The 14,578-nt window shown below is 73.0% G+C and carries 17 protein-coding genes; 2 read left to right on the top strand and 15 right to left on the bottom strand.

What is annotated here, in order from left to right:
• Window position 1 precedes the first annotated feature (1 nt).
• From cysD to ACFWAR_RS12120, 9 genes are all read right to left on the bottom strand, one after another.
• Window positions 2–940: a sulfate adenylyltransferase subunit CysD gene (gene cysD / locus ACFWAR_RS12160; protein WP_354379239.1), complete on the bottom strand. Its 939-nt coding sequence runs from the start codon at window positions 938–940 to the stop codon at window positions 2–4.
• Complete coding sequence (gene cysC, locus ACFWAR_RS12155) at window positions 937–1,482, bottom strand: adenylyl-sulfate kinase (RefSeq protein ID WP_385775888.1); 546 nt, start codon at window positions 1,480–1,482, stop codon at window positions 937–939. The genes cysD and cysC overlap by 4 nt, the downstream gene beginning before the upstream one ends.
• Before the next feature lie 44 nt (window positions 1,483–1,526).
• A complete protein-coding gene (locus tag ACFWAR_RS12150) occupies window positions 1,527–2,234 on the bottom strand; it encodes a phosphoadenylyl-sulfate reductase (protein ID WP_385775886.1) in 708 nt (235 codons plus the stop codon).
• Complete coding sequence (locus ACFWAR_RS12145) at window positions 2,231–2,410, bottom strand: hypothetical protein (protein ID WP_385775884.1); 180 nt, start codon at window positions 2,408–2,410, stop codon at window positions 2,231–2,233. Before ACFWAR_RS12145 ends, ACFWAR_RS12150 begins: the two co-directional genes overlap by 4 nt.
• Entirely contained in the window at window positions 2,407–4,110 is a 1,704-nt protein-coding gene (locus ACFWAR_RS12140; RefSeq protein ID WP_385775882.1) for a nitrite/sulfite reductase, read from the bottom strand. Before ACFWAR_RS12140 ends, ACFWAR_RS12145 begins: the two co-directional genes overlap by 4 nt.
• Before the next feature lie 216 nt (window positions 4,111–4,326).
• The gene (locus tag ACFWAR_RS12135; RefSeq protein ID WP_312847410.1) at window positions 4,327–4,410 is read right to left on the bottom strand and encodes a putative leader peptide; all 84 of its coding nucleotides are present in this window, start codon (window positions 4,408–4,410) and stop codon (window positions 4,327–4,329) included.
• Between the two features lie 253 nt (window positions 4,411–4,663).
• Entirely contained in the window at window positions 4,664–5,227 is a 564-nt protein-coding gene (locus ACFWAR_RS12130; protein WP_385775880.1) for a GNAT family N-acetyltransferase, read from the bottom strand.
• A 5-nt stretch (window positions 5,228–5,232) separates the two neighbouring features.
• Window positions 5,233–6,519 carry a GAF domain-containing protein gene (locus ACFWAR_RS12125; protein ID WP_385776003.1) on the bottom strand — a complete coding sequence of 429 codons (1,287 nt, stop codon included), beginning with the start codon at window positions 6,517–6,519 and terminating at the stop codon, window positions 5,233–5,235.
• A 302-nt stretch (window positions 6,520–6,821) separates the two neighbouring features.
• Window positions 6,822–8,456: an acyl-CoA dehydrogenase family protein gene (locus tag ACFWAR_RS12120; protein WP_385775878.1), complete on the bottom strand. Its 1,635-nt coding sequence runs from the start codon at window positions 8,454–8,456 to the stop codon at window positions 6,822–6,824.
• A gap of 17 nt (window positions 8,457–8,473) precedes the next feature.
• Here ACFWAR_RS12120 and ACFWAR_RS12115 point away from each other — a divergent pair, with 17 nt between their 5' ends.
• Complete coding sequence (locus ACFWAR_RS12115; protein ID WP_385775876.1) at window positions 8,474–9,589, top strand: YihY/virulence factor BrkB family protein; 1,116 nt, start codon at window positions 8,474–8,476, stop codon at window positions 9,587–9,589.
• 67 nt (window positions 9,590–9,656) lie between these two features.
• Here ACFWAR_RS12115 and ACFWAR_RS12110 read toward each other — a convergent pair whose 3' ends face one another.
• The 3 genes from ACFWAR_RS12110 to ACFWAR_RS12100 are packed head-to-tail and all read right to left on the bottom strand — an operon-like array spanning window position 9,657 to window position 11,203.
• Complete coding sequence (locus tag ACFWAR_RS12110) at window positions 9,657–10,055, bottom strand: VOC family protein (protein WP_385775874.1); 399 nt, start codon at window positions 10,053–10,055, stop codon at window positions 9,657–9,659.
• Between the two features lie 45 nt (window positions 10,056–10,100).
• Entirely contained in the window at window positions 10,101–10,487 is a 387-nt protein-coding gene (locus ACFWAR_RS12105) for a cupin domain-containing protein (protein ID WP_385775872.1), read from the bottom strand.
• A complete protein-coding gene (locus tag ACFWAR_RS12100; RefSeq protein WP_385775870.1) occupies window positions 10,484–11,203 on the bottom strand; it encodes an ArsR family transcriptional regulator in 720 nt (239 codons plus the stop codon). Before ACFWAR_RS12100 ends, ACFWAR_RS12105 begins: the two co-directional genes overlap by 4 nt.
• 345 nt (window positions 11,204–11,548) lie before the next feature.
• Here ACFWAR_RS12100 and rsgA point away from each other — a divergent pair, with 345 nt between their 5' ends.
• Complete coding sequence (gene rsgA / locus ACFWAR_RS12095) at window positions 11,549–12,670, top strand: ribosome small subunit-dependent GTPase A (protein WP_385775868.1); 1,122 nt, start codon at window positions 11,549–11,551, stop codon at window positions 12,668–12,670.
• Between the two features lie 233 nt (window positions 12,671–12,903).
• Here the strand turns inward: rsgA and ACFWAR_RS12090 are convergent, their stop codons facing one another.
• From ACFWAR_RS12090 to ACFWAR_RS12080, 3 genes are read right to left on the bottom strand one after another with little or no spacing between them, the layout of a single operon-like run.
• Window positions 12,904–13,050, bottom strand: coding sequence for a hypothetical protein (locus ACFWAR_RS12090; protein WP_385775866.1), 147 nt, complete (start codon window positions 13,048–13,050; stop codon window positions 12,904–12,906).
• Window positions 13,020–13,505 (bottom strand): DUF456 domain-containing protein, encoded by a 486-nt coding sequence (locus ACFWAR_RS12085; protein ID WP_385775864.1) that lies wholly within the window; start codon window positions 13,503–13,505, stop codon window positions 13,020–13,022. The genes ACFWAR_RS12090 and ACFWAR_RS12085 overlap by 31 nt, the downstream gene beginning before the upstream one ends.
• 24 nt (window positions 13,506–13,529) lie before the next feature.
• Window positions 13,530–14,507 (bottom strand): helix-turn-helix domain-containing protein, encoded by a 978-nt coding sequence (locus tag ACFWAR_RS12080; RefSeq protein ID WP_385776001.1) that lies wholly within the window; start codon window positions 14,505–14,507, stop codon window positions 13,530–13,532.
• Window positions 14,508–14,578: the final 71 nt, after the last annotated feature.

Raw genomic sequence — 14,578 nt, 5'->3', positions numbered from 1 at the left:
TCTAGAAGTACCCTTCGCGCTTGCGGTCTTCCATCGCGGCCTCGGACATCTTGTCGTCGGCGCGGGTGGCGCCCCGCTCGGTGAGCCGGGAGGCGGCGATCTCGGCGATCACGGCGTCCAGCGTGGTGGCGTCGGAGTCGACGGCGCCGGTGCAGGACATGTCACCGACGGTGCGGTAGCGGATCAGCCGCGTCTCGGGCTCCTCGCCCTCCTTCGGGCCGCCCCACTCGCCCGCGGTCAGCCACATGCCGTGCCGCTGGAACACCTCGCGCTCGTGGGCGAAGTAGATGCCCGGCAGCTCGATGCCCTCGCGGGCGATGTACTGCCACACGTCCAGCTCGGTCCAGTTGGAGAGCGGGAAGACGCGCACGTGCTCGCCGGGCGCGTGGCGACCGTTGTACAGGTTCCACAGCTCGGGGCGCTGGCGGCGCGGGTCCCACTGGGAGAACTCGTCGCGCAGGCTGAACACCCGCTCCTTGGCGCGGGCCTTCTCCTCGTCGCGGCGACCGCCGCCGAAGACCGCGTCGAAGCGCAGCCGCTGGATCGCCTCGGTGAGCGGGAGGGTCTGCAGCGGGTTGCGGGTGCCGTCGGGGCGCTCGCGCAGCTTCCCCGCGTCGATGTAGTCCTGTACGGACGCCACGTGCAGGCGCAGTCCGTGCTCGGCCACCGTGCGGTCGCGGTACTCCAGCACCTCGGGGAAGTTGTGACCCGTGTCGACGTGCAGCAGCGTGAAGGGGACCGGCGCGGGCGCGAACGCCTTGAGCGCCAGGTGCAGCATGACGATGGAGTCCTTGCCCCCGGAGAACAGGACCACCGGCTTCTCGAACTCGCCCGCCACCTCGCGGAAGATGTGCACCGCCTCGGATTCGAGGGCGTCCAGGTGGGACAGCGCGTAGGGCGCGTCGGCCTCGGTGTGGACGTGGGCGACCTTGGTGGTCATGCCAGACCCCTCTCGTTGAGCAGCGCGAACAGTGCCGCCGCGGACTCCTGCACCGACTGGGTGTGCGACTCGATCCGCAGGTCCGGGGCCGCGGGGGCCTCGTACGGGTCGTCCACACCGGTCAGGCCGGAGATCTCGCCCGCCGCCTGCTTGGCGTACAGGCCCTTCACGTCGCGCTCCGAGCAGACCTCGACCGGAGTGGCCACGTGGACCTCCAGGTAGGTCGTCCCCTCGGCGGCGTGCCGCTTGCGGACGGCCTCGCGGCTGTCCTCGAACGGGGCGATGACCGGGACCAGCGCCTTCACGCCGTTGCTCGCGAGCAGTTCGGCGACGAAGCCGATCCGCTGCACGTTGGTGTGCCGGTCCTCGCGGGTGAAGCCCAGCCCGGCGGAGAGGAACTCGCGGATCTCGTCCCCGTCGAGCACCTCCACCCGGTGGCCCTCGCCGCGCAGCCGCTCGGCCAGCGCGTACGCGATGGTCGTCTTGCCCGCGCTCGGCAGCCCGGTCAGCCACACGGTGGCGCCCTGGTCGCTCACGCTCATCTGTTCGTTCTCCGTCGGTTCCGTACGGTTCGTGGACTCGCTCATCAGCCGTGCAGCCCGCATTCGGTCTTGCCGAGCCCGGCCCAGCGGCCGGACCGGGCGTCCTCGCCCTCCGCCACCCGTCGGGTGCACGGCGCGCAGCCCACGGAGGCGTAGCCGTCCATCAGCAGCGGGTTGGTCAGGACCCCGTGCTCGGCGACGTACGCCTCGACGTCCTCCTGGGTCCAGCGGGCGATGGGGGAGACCTTGACCTTCCGCCGCTTCTCGTCCCAGCCGACCACCGGGGTGTTCGCCCGGGTCGGGGACTCGTCGCGGCGCAGGCCGGTCGCCCACGCGTCGTACGCCGTCAGGCCCTCTTCCAGCGGCTTGACCTTGCGCAGCGCGCAGCACAGGTCCGGGTCCCGGTCGTGCAGCTTCGGGCCGTACTCGGCGTCCTGTTCGGCGACGCTCCGGCGCGGGGTGAGCGTGATGACCTTGACGTCCATCACGGCCTCGACCGCGTCGCGGGTGCCGATGGTCTCCTCGAAGTGGTAGCCGGTGTCGAGGAAGACCACGTCCACGCCGGGGCGCACCCGGGAGGCGAGGTGGGCGACCACCGCGTCCTCCATCGAGGAGGTCACGGCGAACCTGGGGCCGAAGGTGTCGGCCGCCCAGCGCATGATGTCCAGCGCGGAGGCGTCCTCCAGGTCACGGCCCGCCTGCTCGGCCAGCTCCTTGAGATCGCAGGTACGGCTCTCCTGAGCGGTCGTCATATCTCTTCCCCTCCAGCGGTGTCGGACTGAAGTCCGCGGGCCAGCAGCCCGAGGTACTTCAGCTGGAAGGCTCGATTGCAGGACCTGCATTCCCAGGCGCCGTGACCCTGTTCGTTGGGGAACAGGTCCTCGTCGCCGCAGTACGGGCAGTGGAAGGGCGCGGCGCGCTCGCTCATGCCAGGCTCTTCTCGTCGGCGCGCGCGACCCAGGCGGCGAAGCGCTCGCCGTCCTCGCGCTGCTCCTCGAAGCGCGTGACGACCCGCTCGACGTAGTCGGGCAGACCGTCCGCGGTGACCTTGAGGCCGCGGACCTTGCGGCCGAAGCCGGCCTCCAGGCCCAGGGCGCCGCCGAGGTGCACCTGGTAGCCCTCGACCTGGTTGCCGTCGTCGTCCAGGACCAGCTGGCCCTTGAGACCGATGTCCGCCACCTGGATGCGGGCGCAGGCGTTGGGGCAGCCGTTGATGTTGATGGTGATCGGCTCGGCGAAGTCCGGCAGGCGGCGCTCCAGCTCGTCGATCAGCGAGGCGCCGCGCGCCTTCGTCTCGACGATGGCCAGCTTGCAGAACTCGATGCCGGTGCAGGCCATCGTGCCGCGGCGGAAGGGGGACGGCTTGACCCGCAGGTCCAGCGCCTCCAGGGCGGCGACGAGGGAGTTCACCTGGTCCGCCTCGATGTCGAGCACGACCATCTTCTGCTCGGCGGTGGTGCGCAGCCGACCCGAACCGTGCCGCTCGGCCACGTCCGCGATCTTGGTGAGGGTGGCGCCGTCGACGCGGCCGACCCGGGGGGCGAAGCCGACGTAGAAGCGGCCGTCCTGCTGCTCGTGCACGCCGACGTGGTCGCGCCACTGGCCGGTGGGCTGCGCGGGGGCGGGGCCGTCGGTCAGCTTCCGCTTCAGGTACTCGTCCTCCAGGACCTGGCGGAACTTGGCCTGGCCCCAGTCGGCGACGAGGAACTTCAGGCGGGCGCGGTTGCGCAGCCGGCGGTAGCCGTAGTCGCGGAAGATCGAGATGACGCCCTCGTAGACGTCCGGGACCTCGTCCAGCGAGACCCAGGTGCCCAGGCGGACGCCCAGCTTGGGGTTGGTGGAGAGGCCGCCGCCGACCCAGACGTCGAAGCCGGGGCCGTGCTCGGGGTGGTTCACGCCGACGAAGGCGATGTCGTTGATCTCGTGCGCCACGTCGAGCAGCGGCGAGCCGGAGACGGCCGACTTGAACTTGCGGGGCAGGTTGGAGAAGTCCTTGTTGCCCACGATCCGGCGGTAGATCTCGTCGATGGCGGGCGTGCCGTCGATGATCTCGTCCTTGGCGATGCCGGCGACCGGCGAGCCGAGGATGACGCGGGGGCAGTCGCCGCAGGCCTCGGTGGTGGAGAGGCCGACGGCCTCCAGCCGCCGCCAGATCTCCGGGACGTCCTCGATGCGGATCCAGTGGTACTGCACGTTCTGCCGGTCGGTGAGGTCGGCGGTGCCCCGGGCGAACTCCTGCGAGATCTCGCCGATCACGCGCAGCTGCTCGGTGGTGAGGCGGCCGCCGTCGATGCGGACGCGCAGCATGAAGTACTTGTCGTCCAGCTCCTCCGGCTCCAGGATCGCGGTCTTGCCGCCGTCGATCCCGGGCTTGCGCTGGGTGTAGAGGCCCCACCAGCGCATCCGGCCGCGCAGGTCGTTGGGGTCGATCGAGTCGAAGCCCCGCTTGGAGTAGATCGTCTCGATGCGTGTCCGCACGTTGAGACCGTCGTCGTCCTTCTTGAACTGCTCGTTGCCGTTCAGGGGCGTGTGGTGACCGACGGCCCACTGACCTTCGCCGCGGTGGCGTCCGGTCTTGCGGCGCGCGGCTGCGGGGGCGGCTGCGGGCGTTTCTGGGGTGGCGGCCATGGCGGTACGTCCTTCTGTGGCGGCTCGAAGCAAGGGCGGGCGGAGCGACGGTGCCCACGGCTTCGACCTGCGGTGATGCGCGGCAGTGCGCTGACAGGTGTGGCGGATCGCGCCCCCTTCGCCGGTGGGCGGGGGGCGTTCTTCGGCCTGCGGGGGCTTGCGGAATCGACGCGTCCGCGGGGCGGCGGCGACGAGGTGCGGCGGTGGCTGGTTCCGTCAGCGCGCCGGACAGATGGCGCTGGACATGCGGCCGAGGTCGACGTGCCGCCGACTCACCAAGGCAATTCCAGCTCCATTCATGGCGGAAGCGTGTCATGGCCCGATTGGAGGAGTCCACTACTGTCCACCATCCGGACGAAAGCGTCCCGCATCTTGGGACCGTGTGGCCCGAGTCACCTCCTGAGCCCCTCGCGCCCCACCTCCGGGGTGGCTGGATGGGGCGGGGCCGGAGGCCGATTCAGCCTCGCCGGCGGGGCTGAATCGGCCCCATCAAGCCCCGCCGGCGATTGAGGCGCGCCCGGAGGGGAGGTGGGCGGGTGGTCCCCGCCAGGGGTTACGCTCCGGGCCACGGGCCGGGGGTCGGGGTGTCGGCCTTGGGTTCCGTCTCCGTGTGGAAGAGCCGGAAGCCGCGCCGCCGGTAGTTGTCCATCGCCGTCGGCCCGTCCTGGCTACAGGTGTGCAGCCAGACCCGCTTCGTCTCCGCCCGCTCCGGCCACCGCGACGCGAGGTCCCACGCCCGGGCCACGCCCACCGACAGCAGGTGCCCACCGATCCGCCGCCCCCGGAAGTCCGGCAGCAGCCCGAAGTACACGATCTCCACCACGCCATCGTCCTGCGGGTCGAACTCCACGTACCCCGCGGGCGTCCCCCGGTCGTAGGCCACCCAGGTCTCCACCCCCGGGCGCTCCAACTGGCGCACCCACTCCTCCCGGGTCAGCGACAGCCGGTCCGTCCAGTGGATGTCACCGCCGACCGAGGCGTACAGGAAGCGGCTGAACTCGGGCGAAGGGACCTCCGCACGCGAGATCGTGATCTCGGAACCTGGAACGGCCGCCGGAACGAGGTCGTCCGGCGAGGTCATCTCCAGGGACCAGGTGGTGAGGGTGAGGATGCTCATGCAGGTCAGGGAATCACATCCCGCAATCGCGCCGCCCGCTCCGTCCGCTCCGTCCGCTCCGTCCGCGCCCTGAGCACCGCCGGCGCGCTCGAATGCGGCAGGAGGTCGGCGGGCCGCTCCGGCCGGACCACCTCCACCTCCACGTCCTCCGCGAACCGGTACGGCCGGTGCGTCAGCACCCCGGCCAGGTGGCGCCGTACCCGCGAGAGCTCGGCCCGCACCGTCACCGTCCGCGTCGCGTCCCCGAACAGCTCCAGCGCCAGCTCCGCCGCCGTGCGCCCCCGCGGGCTCTCCGCCAGCAGGAACAGCAGCTCCGCGTGGCGCGGGCTCAGCTCCTGGGTCCAGCTGCCCGCCGCCCCGAACACGGTCGCCGACCAGGTCCGCGCCCGGCTCAGGTCCAGCACCACCCGGCCCGCCGCCGCGCCCGTACGGACCTCCTCGATCCGCAGCAGCCAGCCGCCCGGCAACGGCTCCACCGCGCAGTGGCCCAGCTGCGGGACCCAGTACCGCCCCGGCCCGAAGGCCTTGGGCAGCGGCACCCGGTCGACCGGGGCCAGCCCGGTCACCGCCGCCGTCCAGCCGTGCGGGTCCACGGCCAGCGCCCGCCCCGGCAGCCGCGCCAGCAGCGGGGCCGCCACCGACCGCAGCCGCTCCAGGGACTCCAGGTGGCGGATCCGCAGCTCCCGCTCGGCGAGCCGGGCCACCGAGGCCACCCAGGTCAAGGTGGCCGGATGCATCGTGGCCAGCGGCCCGCTGACGTCCACCACGCCCAGCAGCTGCCCGTCGCGCGGATCGTGCACGGGCGCCCCCGCGCAGGTCCAGTCGTGGTGACTGGAGACGAAGTGCTCCGCCGAGAAGACCTGCACCGGCCGCCGCGTGACCAGGGCCGTGCCGACCCCGTTGGTCCCGACCACCGCCTCGTCCCAGTCCGCGCCCACCCCGAACCCGAGCCGGTCCGCCCGGCGCAGGATCGAGGAGGCGCCCTCGCGCCACAGCAACCGCCCGTCCGCGTCGGCGATCACCATGATGTGCAGCACCTCGTCCAGGTTGGGGAGCAGCCCCTCGCGCAACACCGGCAGCAGCGCCCGCAGCGGCGACACCTGGCGCCGTTCCTCCGTCTCGGCCGCCGACAGCATCCGCGAGCGGGTGTCCCGTTCCGGGTGCACCCCGCCGGCCATCATCCGCCGCCAGGACTCGGCGATCTCGGGGCGCGGCGCCGCCGGCGGCCGGTCCCCCGCGAGCGCGGCCGCCCGTACGCCCTTGAGCAGCCGGGCCGCGTCCCGCGCGTCCATCGCGGCGAGCCGCGCCACGTCGACCGCGGTACCCGCGCCACCTGCAGTGGTTGCCACCGGATCCTCCTGAATGAACCGGACCGTGCGTTGTGGATTGCCCATCGGACTCACAGGTTGCAACGGTCTGCAACTCTCGCCAAGCCCCGGTCGCCCGATCGAAACTGTGCGTCACGCCGACAGGCGGCGTGAAGGCTCCTCCTCGGGGCTGACCCGGAGCAGGTGTGGTGCCGAGTCGGCGCGGCGCCACCCTGCTGCCGGCAGACGGGCCCGGGTCCGGGCTCGGAGCGGTTTGGGGACCTCTCCTAACCCGTGATCCGCGCCCGTTCGACCACCGCACCCAGGTCCAGGCTGTGCGGCAGCGTCCCGAAGGCCGTCCCCCAGTCCCGGCCGAGCCGCGAGGCGCAGAAGGCGTCGGCGACCGCGGGCGGGGCCCAGCGCACCAGCAGCGAACCCTGGAGCACCAGCGCCATCCGCTCCACCACGCGCCGGGCCCGCGCCTCGATCCCCGCCAGGTCGGCCAGCTCCGTCAGCAGGTCCTTCACGGCCGCGTCCAGCCGGTGGTCGGCCCCCCGCGCGAGGCCCACCTCCTGGAGGAAGGCGTTCAGGGCCTGCGGCTCGCGCTGGAGCGCCCGCAGCACGTCCAGCGCCTGTACGTTGCCCGAGCCCTCCCAGATCGAGTTCAGCGGGGACTCCCGCAGCAGCCGGGGCAGCCCGGACTCCTCGACGTACCCGTTGCCGCCCAGGCACTCCAGCGCCTCCGCGACGGCGGGGGTGCAGCGCTTGGTCACCCAGTACTTCGCCGTGGGCACGGCGATGCGCAGGAAGGCGCGCTCCTGGTCGGTGCCCGCGTCGTAGGCGGCCGCCAGCCGCAGCGTCAGCACGGTGGCCGCCTCCGACTCGACGGCCAGGTCGGCCAGCACGTTGCGCATCAGCGGCTGGTCGATCAGCTTCGCGCCGAAGGCGGAGCGGTGCTCGGTGTGGTGCACGGCCTGCGTCAACGCCTGCCGGATCAGCGAGGCCGACCCGATCACGCAGTCGAGCCGGGTCGCGGCGACCATCTCGATGATGGTGCGCACCCCGCGGCCCTCCTCGCCCACCCGGCGGGCCCAGGTCCCGTCGAACTCCACCTCGCTCGACGCGTTCGACCTGTTGCCGAGCTTGTCCTTCAGCCGCTGGATCGCGAAGACGTTGCGGGTGCCGTCCGCCAGCACCCGCGGCACCAGGAAGCAGGTCAGCCCGCCCGGGGCCTGTGCCAGGACGAGGAAGCCGTCGCACATCGGGGCCGAGCAGAACCACTTGTGCCCGGTCAGCAGGTACTCGCCCGAAGCGTCCAGCGCCACCGCCCGCGTGGTGTTCGCGCGCACGTCGCTGCCGCCCTGCTTCTCGGTCATCCCCATGCCGAAGAGGACGCCCGACTTCTGCCCGGCCGGGCGCAGCCCCTGGTCGTAGACGTGCGAGGTGAGCCGCGGCTCCCACTCGGCCGCCAGCTCCGGATCCGTGCGCAGCGCGGGCACCGCCGCGTGGGTCATGGAGACCGGACAGCCGTGGCCCGCCTCGGCCTGGGACCAGACGAAGAAGCCGGCGGCGCGCCGCAGGTGCCCCGCCTCGCGCCCCCAGGCGTCGGTCAGCCCGCTCGTCACCGCGTGCCCGAGCAGCCGGTGCCAGGAGGGGTGGAAGTCCACCTCGTCGATCCGGTTGCCGTACCGGTCATGTGTGCGGAGCTTCGGCGGGTTCTCATTGGCCTGGGCGCCCCACTCCTGGGCCTGCGCGGAGCCCGCGGCGCGCCCGAGTTCGGTGAGTTCTTCCCTTGCGCGCGGGAGGAGTTCGGGGTCGAGGTGCCGTTCCACCCCCTCGGTGAGGGCGCGGTCGCCGCCGTAGACGTCGTGCCCGACCAGGGGCGGTGCCTGGTTGCTGACTGTGTGGGTGGTGGCTGCCATGCCGATACGGTAAGGAGGTGCAGCCAGCAAAAGAAACACCCGAGCGGCCTCCGGGTCGGCTCCACCGGGCCCGGGCCCTTTATCGCAACGTGTCCAAGCGCAAGATGTCCTGGCTGCTGCTCAAGGACACGGTCAACTCGTGCATCGAGTACCGGATCCTGGGGCTCGCGGCCGAAGCGGCGTTCTTCACGCTGCTCTCGCTGCCGCCGCTCTTCCTCGGCCTGCTCGGGCTCGTCGGCTACGTGGACGGCTGGAGCGGCACCACCTCGGTGCAGAGCATCGAGGAGAACATCCTGCGGGCGGTCGGCACCGTGCTCTCCGACCGGGGCGTCAACGACATCGCGAAACCGATGCTGGACGACGTGACCCGCCAGGCCCGCCCCGACCTCATCTCGCTCGGCTTCGCCTTCGCCCTGTGGTCGGGCTCGCGCGCCGTCAACGTCTTCGTCGACACCATCACGGTCATGTACGGCCTCGACGGCCAGCGCGGCATCGTCAAGACCCGGCTGCTGGCCTTCGTGCTGTACGTCGTCGCCCTGCTCGTCGGCTCCGTCGTGCTGCCGCTGCTGGTGGTGGGCCCGGACGCGGTGGTGCGGTGGGTGCCGGGGGGCACGGAAGTGGTGGCGGTCCTGTACTGGCCGACCGTCACCCTGCTGTCCATCGTCTTCCTGACCACGCTCTACCACGTCTCGGTGCCGGTGCGCTCGCCGTGGATCGAGGACGTGCCGGGCGCGCTGATCGCGCTGGCCATGTGGGTGCTGGGCTCGTTCCTGCTGCGGATCTACCTGACGAACACGGTGGAGGGGCCGACCATCTACGGCTCGCTGGCCGCGCCCGTCGCCGTCCTGCTCTGGATCGGGATCTCGGCCTTCGCCGTCCTGGTGGGCGCCGCCGTCAACGCGGCGATCGACCGCGTCTGGCCGTCGGTGGCGACCGCGGCGGCCCGCGAGGCCAACGAGCGGGTGCGGGAGGCCGAGGCGGCCCAGCTGGTCGCCCGGGCGGCCGCCTGGCGGGCCCTGGCCGAGGGCGAGTCGGAGGACGACGAGGACGCGGGGATGCCCTCGGAGTTCCCCGAGCGCTGGTCCAAGTTCCTCCCGCCCGAGGACTACTCCTCCCGGCTGCGCAAGCACTGAACCCCACCGACCCCGCGCACCCGGCGGGGTCGGTGGGGTCCGTGGGGTCCGTGGGGTCCGTACGGTGCTACGCGTTCGCGGCGAAGAGCGAGACCGCGCCGCCGTCCGGGTCCAGCACGATGGCGTAGCGCTGGCCCCAGAAGGCGTCCCAGGGCTCCCGGTGCGCCGTACCGCCGCCGGTCGTGGACAGCTCTGCGTACAGCGCGTCGACCTCGGCGGGGGAGTCGCACAGGAAGGCCAGCCCGACCCGGTCCGCGCCCGGTTCGGGACGCTTCCACTCCGGGTCGAAGGAGCGGATGACCTCCACCGTGTCCCATCCGATCCGCAGGCCCCCGGGGAGGCCGGCCTCGACGTGCGGTTCCTTGTCCGCCTCGGCCGGGACGTCCAGCCCGAGGCGGCGGTAGAAGGCGAGCGAGGCGGCCATGTCGGAAACGACCAGGCCGATCATGTCGAGTCGTGGCGTCATGCCGACCACCCTAGAACCCTTTGTACGGGACCGCCGCGCCTTGGATCAGTGCCCGGCGCCGCCGCCCCGGCAGCCGCAGCCGCGGGCGGCGGCGCGCGGCAGCCCGTCGGTGAACTCGCTCTGCGAGAAGACCGCGAGGACGGTGGCGTCGTCGGTCCCCTCGTTGACCAGGGTGATCTCCTTGCCGGCGGGCAGCATGGCGAAGCCGCCCGGCGCCACGGTCTGCGCACCGCAGCCGCAGGAGGCCACGACGGCGCCGCTGATCCCGGTCAGCAGCAGCTCCGACGCGCCGTGCGCGTGCGCCGGTACGGTCCCGCCCGCGGGCACCTGGATCCGTACGGCGGCCAGCGCGCGGAAGGGGCCGCCCGCCGGGTCGAGCCGCAGCGCGGGGCCGCTGCCGGGGGTGGTGTCGAGGGCGGTGTCGATGGTCATTGCGAACATGGTGTTCCTTCTGTCGCTCGTGTGGTCGGGGAGGGGTCGGGGGAGGGGCAGTGGTCGGAGGTCGTGGCGGGGGTGCGGGGGCGCAGCAGCGCGGCGCACGGGCCGGGCCCGACGGCGGGTCGGAGTTCCACCGCGGTGTCCGTGGCTTCCAACAGCCCCTCCAGCACCCCCTCGTGGACCGCGCACACCACTTCGGGATGGGTGTGCACCAACCAGCCGTACGGGCAGTGGAGCAGCAACCGCCGGGCGTCGCCCGGCTCCCGGTGGGGCCGGAAGCCCAGGCGCGCCGTCAGCGCGAAGACCCGCTCCGCGGCGGGCGCCGCGGGCCGGTCCGCGGCGAGCCGCCGCCCCCACGCCCGTCCGGCGGACCGGGGCCCGGCGCGGTCCCCGGCGGCCGTCTTCGCGACCGCCTCGGCCAGGGCGTCCGCCAGGTCGCGGTAGACCTCGCAGCGGTCCTCGCCGCCGGATCCCGTGGCGGCGTACCGCAGGCGCGGCCGGCCCCGCCGCCGCTCCGGGCCCCGGAAAGGGGCGGAGGTCACCAGCCCCGCCTTGCCGAGCACCGCCAGGTGGTGGCGCACGGTGGCGGTGGAGAGGCCGGTGGCGGCGGTGAGTTCGGGGACGCTCGCCAGCGTGCCGTCGGCCTCGCGCAGCAACGCCAGCAAGCGGCGCCGCGAGGGGGCGGCCAAGGCGTGCTCGGCAGCGGTCATGCTCCGAATTTAAACGGCGCGGATCACCGGAAATACCGCGAAAGGTCCCCTCGGAGGGGGCCGAAGAGCCCGAGAACCGGGCGGGCGGAAGAGCCCGGAAAAACAGTTGGCGCGCCGACGCGGGCGCGCGATACCGTGAGCTCGTTCACGCCGAGTGGACCGGAACCGCCGCGTGCGGATCCGTATTTCACAGGAGGTGAGTCCATTGATGACGGTCGTTGCGCAGGGCACTGCCCGCACCCAGCAGCTCATCAATCTCATTCCTGTGGTCTCCGGCTGACCTTCACCTCATCCTCCGCGCGCGGTGCGCGCGTTCTGCCGGGGCCACCCTGTGAAGGGTTCCCCTTGACTTCCTCTGCCTTCCCGCAGATCGCTTCGCTCCAGCTTCCGCTCCCGCACGCCCTCGCCCCGTTCGGCTGGGACGACGCCTGGGCCACCGCATTCGCTCCGTACGCCGAGCAGGGCCTCGTGCCCGGCCGGGTCGTCCGCGTCGACCGCGGCCAGTGCGACGTCATGACCGCGGACGGGATCGTCCGCGCCGACACCGCCTTCGTCACCCCGCACGACCCGCTGCGGGTCATCTGCACCGGTGACTGGGCCGCCGTCGAGGCGGTCGGCTCCCCCCGTTACGTCAAGGCGTACCTGCCGCGCCGGACCGCCTTCGTACGGTCCACCTCGTCCCAGCGCTCCGAGGGCCAGATCCTCGCGGCCAACGTCGACCACGCGATCATCGCGGTCTCGCTCGCCGTCGAGCTCGACCTCGGCCGCATCGAACGCTTCCTCGCCCTCGCCTGGGAGTCCGGCGCGCAGCCGCTGGTCGTGCTGACCAAGGCGGACCTGGTGCCCGACCCGGTCACCCTGGCCCATCTCGTCCAGGACGTGGAGACCGCGGCTCCGGGCGTCGAGGTGCTCACCGTCTCCTCCCTCACCGGGGAGGGCACGGACGTCCTCACCGCGGTCGTCGGCTCCGGGACCAGCGTGCTGCTGGGCATCTCGGGCGCCGGCAAGTCCACCCTGGCCAACGCGCTGCTCGGCGAGGAGGTCATGGCGGTCCAGGCCGCCCGCGAGGTCGACGGCAAGGGCCGGCACACCACCACCACCCGCAACCTGCTCGCCCTGCCGGGCGGCGGGGTCCTGATCGACACCCCGGGGCTGCGCGGGGTCGGCCTCTTCGACGCGGAGGTGGGCGTCGGCCAGGTGTTCTCCGAGATCGAGGGGTTCGCCGCCGAGTGCCGTTTCCACGACTGCGCCCACGAGGCGGAGCCGGGGTGCGCGGTGCAGCGTGCGGTGGCGGAGGGCGCGCTTCCCGAGCGGCGGCTGGAGAGCTACCGCAAGCTCCTGCGGGAGAACCAGCGGATCGTGGCCAAGACCGATGCCAGGCTCCGTTCGGAGATCCGGCGCGACTGGCGGATGAAGTCCGCCGAGGGCCGTGCCAACCATGCCGCGAAGCGGGGCGGCCGCGCCTGACCCGTGGCGCCCGGTGCCGCCCGGGTGCCCCCCGACCCACCCTCCGGGGGCGCCTCAATCGCCGGCGGGGCTGGATCTGGCCCCGCCGGTACTTGGCGTCCGCCCTCCGGGGGCGCCTCAAACGCCGGCGGGGCTGGATCTGGGTCCGGGTGCCGAGAACGCCGGGTGGGGCGAGGTTTCAGCCTCGCCGGCGTTTGAGGCGCCCCCGGAGGGGCTCTGGGGACCGGCTACGGCTACGGCCGCGTGCTCACCAGGTCGTCCACCACCAGCGACAGCCGCGGGTTGCCCTGGAGGTTGCGCCACTTCACAGCCCGCGCCGCCGACCACATCGGGCTCGCGCCCCAGGGCGTCAGCCGCCCGTCGCCACCACTCCCAGCCACGCCCCCGTCACCAGCAGGCACGCGAACAGCTCCACCAGCACGCTCGTGCCGACCGCCCGCATCACCGCCCGCAGCGAGGTCACCGCCTCGCCGTGGCCGCCCAGGCGGCGGCGCTCGCACAGGTAGATGCCGCCCATGAAGCCCGGTACCGCGCCCAGCACGGGGACCAGGACGAAGCCGAGGAGGGCGCCCGCACCGGCGTACACCGCCATCCGGCGGGTGACGCCCACGCCCCGCAGTCTTCGTGGCGGCAGCTGCCACTTCACCACCTGCACCACCAGCAGCAGCGCCGTCGCCGAGACCAGCAGGGACCACGCGGGCGCCGTCCGCTCGTGCATGGCCCACCACAGCAGGCCGGCCCAGACCAGCAGCGTCCCCGGGACACCCGGCACCAGCACCCCGAGCACCCCGAGCAGCAGCACCAGGCCCACCAGGAGCAGCTGAGGCAGATCCATCTGATCAGCGTGACCGACCCGGGGCTATCGGGCCACCCAGCCCCGTTCGTACGCGTGCCAGCCGAGCTGCATCCGGGTCGTGACCCCGGCGGCCTCCATCAGGCCCTTCACCCGCCGCTGGACCGTCCGCAGCCCCAGTTCCAGGTGCTTGGCCACGCTCGCGTCGGTCATCCCCACCAGCAGCAGCGAGAGGATCTCCAGGTCCGTGGCGTCGGGGCCGCCGTCCGCCTCGTCGACCGTGCCGCCCGCCCCCAGCCGCAGCGGCAGCGCCTCGCGCCACACCGCCTCGAAGAGCCCCATCAGGGATTCCAGCAGCCCCGACGCGTGCACGACCAGCGCCGCGGGCTCCGCCGTCCGGGCCGTCAGCGGCACCATCGCCAGGCTCCGGTCCGCGATCACCAGCTTCGTCGGCACCTCGTCCGTCGCCCGGACCCGCTCGCCGCGGCCCAGCGCCGTCGAGGCCTCCCGCAGCCCCCTCGGCAGGGTCAGCACCTCGCGCTCGATCACCACGCGGTAGTCCACCCCGCGCACGCTGGCGTGCTCCTCCGCCTCGTTCTCCGTGCCCGTCATCACCTGCGGCCGCCCGGTCACCAGGGCGCACACCTCCTGCGTCGCGCCCAGCTGGAGCTGGACGAAGCGGTGCGCCACCGCGCTCGCCCCCGTGACCACCTCGACCAGGTCGTGGACGGCCGGTTCCGCCGCCTCCACCCGGTACTCCTCGGCCAGCAGCGCCGCCGCCAGTTCGGCCTGTTCCAGCTCGTGCCGCTGCTGGGTCAGCAGCGCCCCCAGCGCCACCCCGGGCGGCGCGGCCACCCAGCGGCCGGGCCGGGCCGAGGACTGCGCGGCCAGCCCCTGGCGCTCCAGGTGCCGCAGCGCCCGCTCCGTCTGCGGCACCGGCAGGGTCAGCCGGTGCGCGAGGTCGGGGACCTCCGCCGCTCCCAGCGCCACCAGCACGCGGTACGCCGACTCCTGGCCCTCGTCCAGGCCTATCGCACCCAGCAACCCGTCCACCCACTCTCCACCCGGTCCGCGGACACCCGCTCGTGGCGGGAAGCGGCCACGGCACAAACCCG

This window comes from Streptomyces sp. NPDC059917, from assembly GCF_042730635.1.
Taxonomy (GTDB): Bacteria; Actinomycetota; Actinomycetes; order Streptomycetales; family Streptomycetaceae; genus Streptomyces.
Note: the sequence above shows the minus strand (reverse complement) of the source record. Positions and strands in the feature narration are given on the sequence as shown.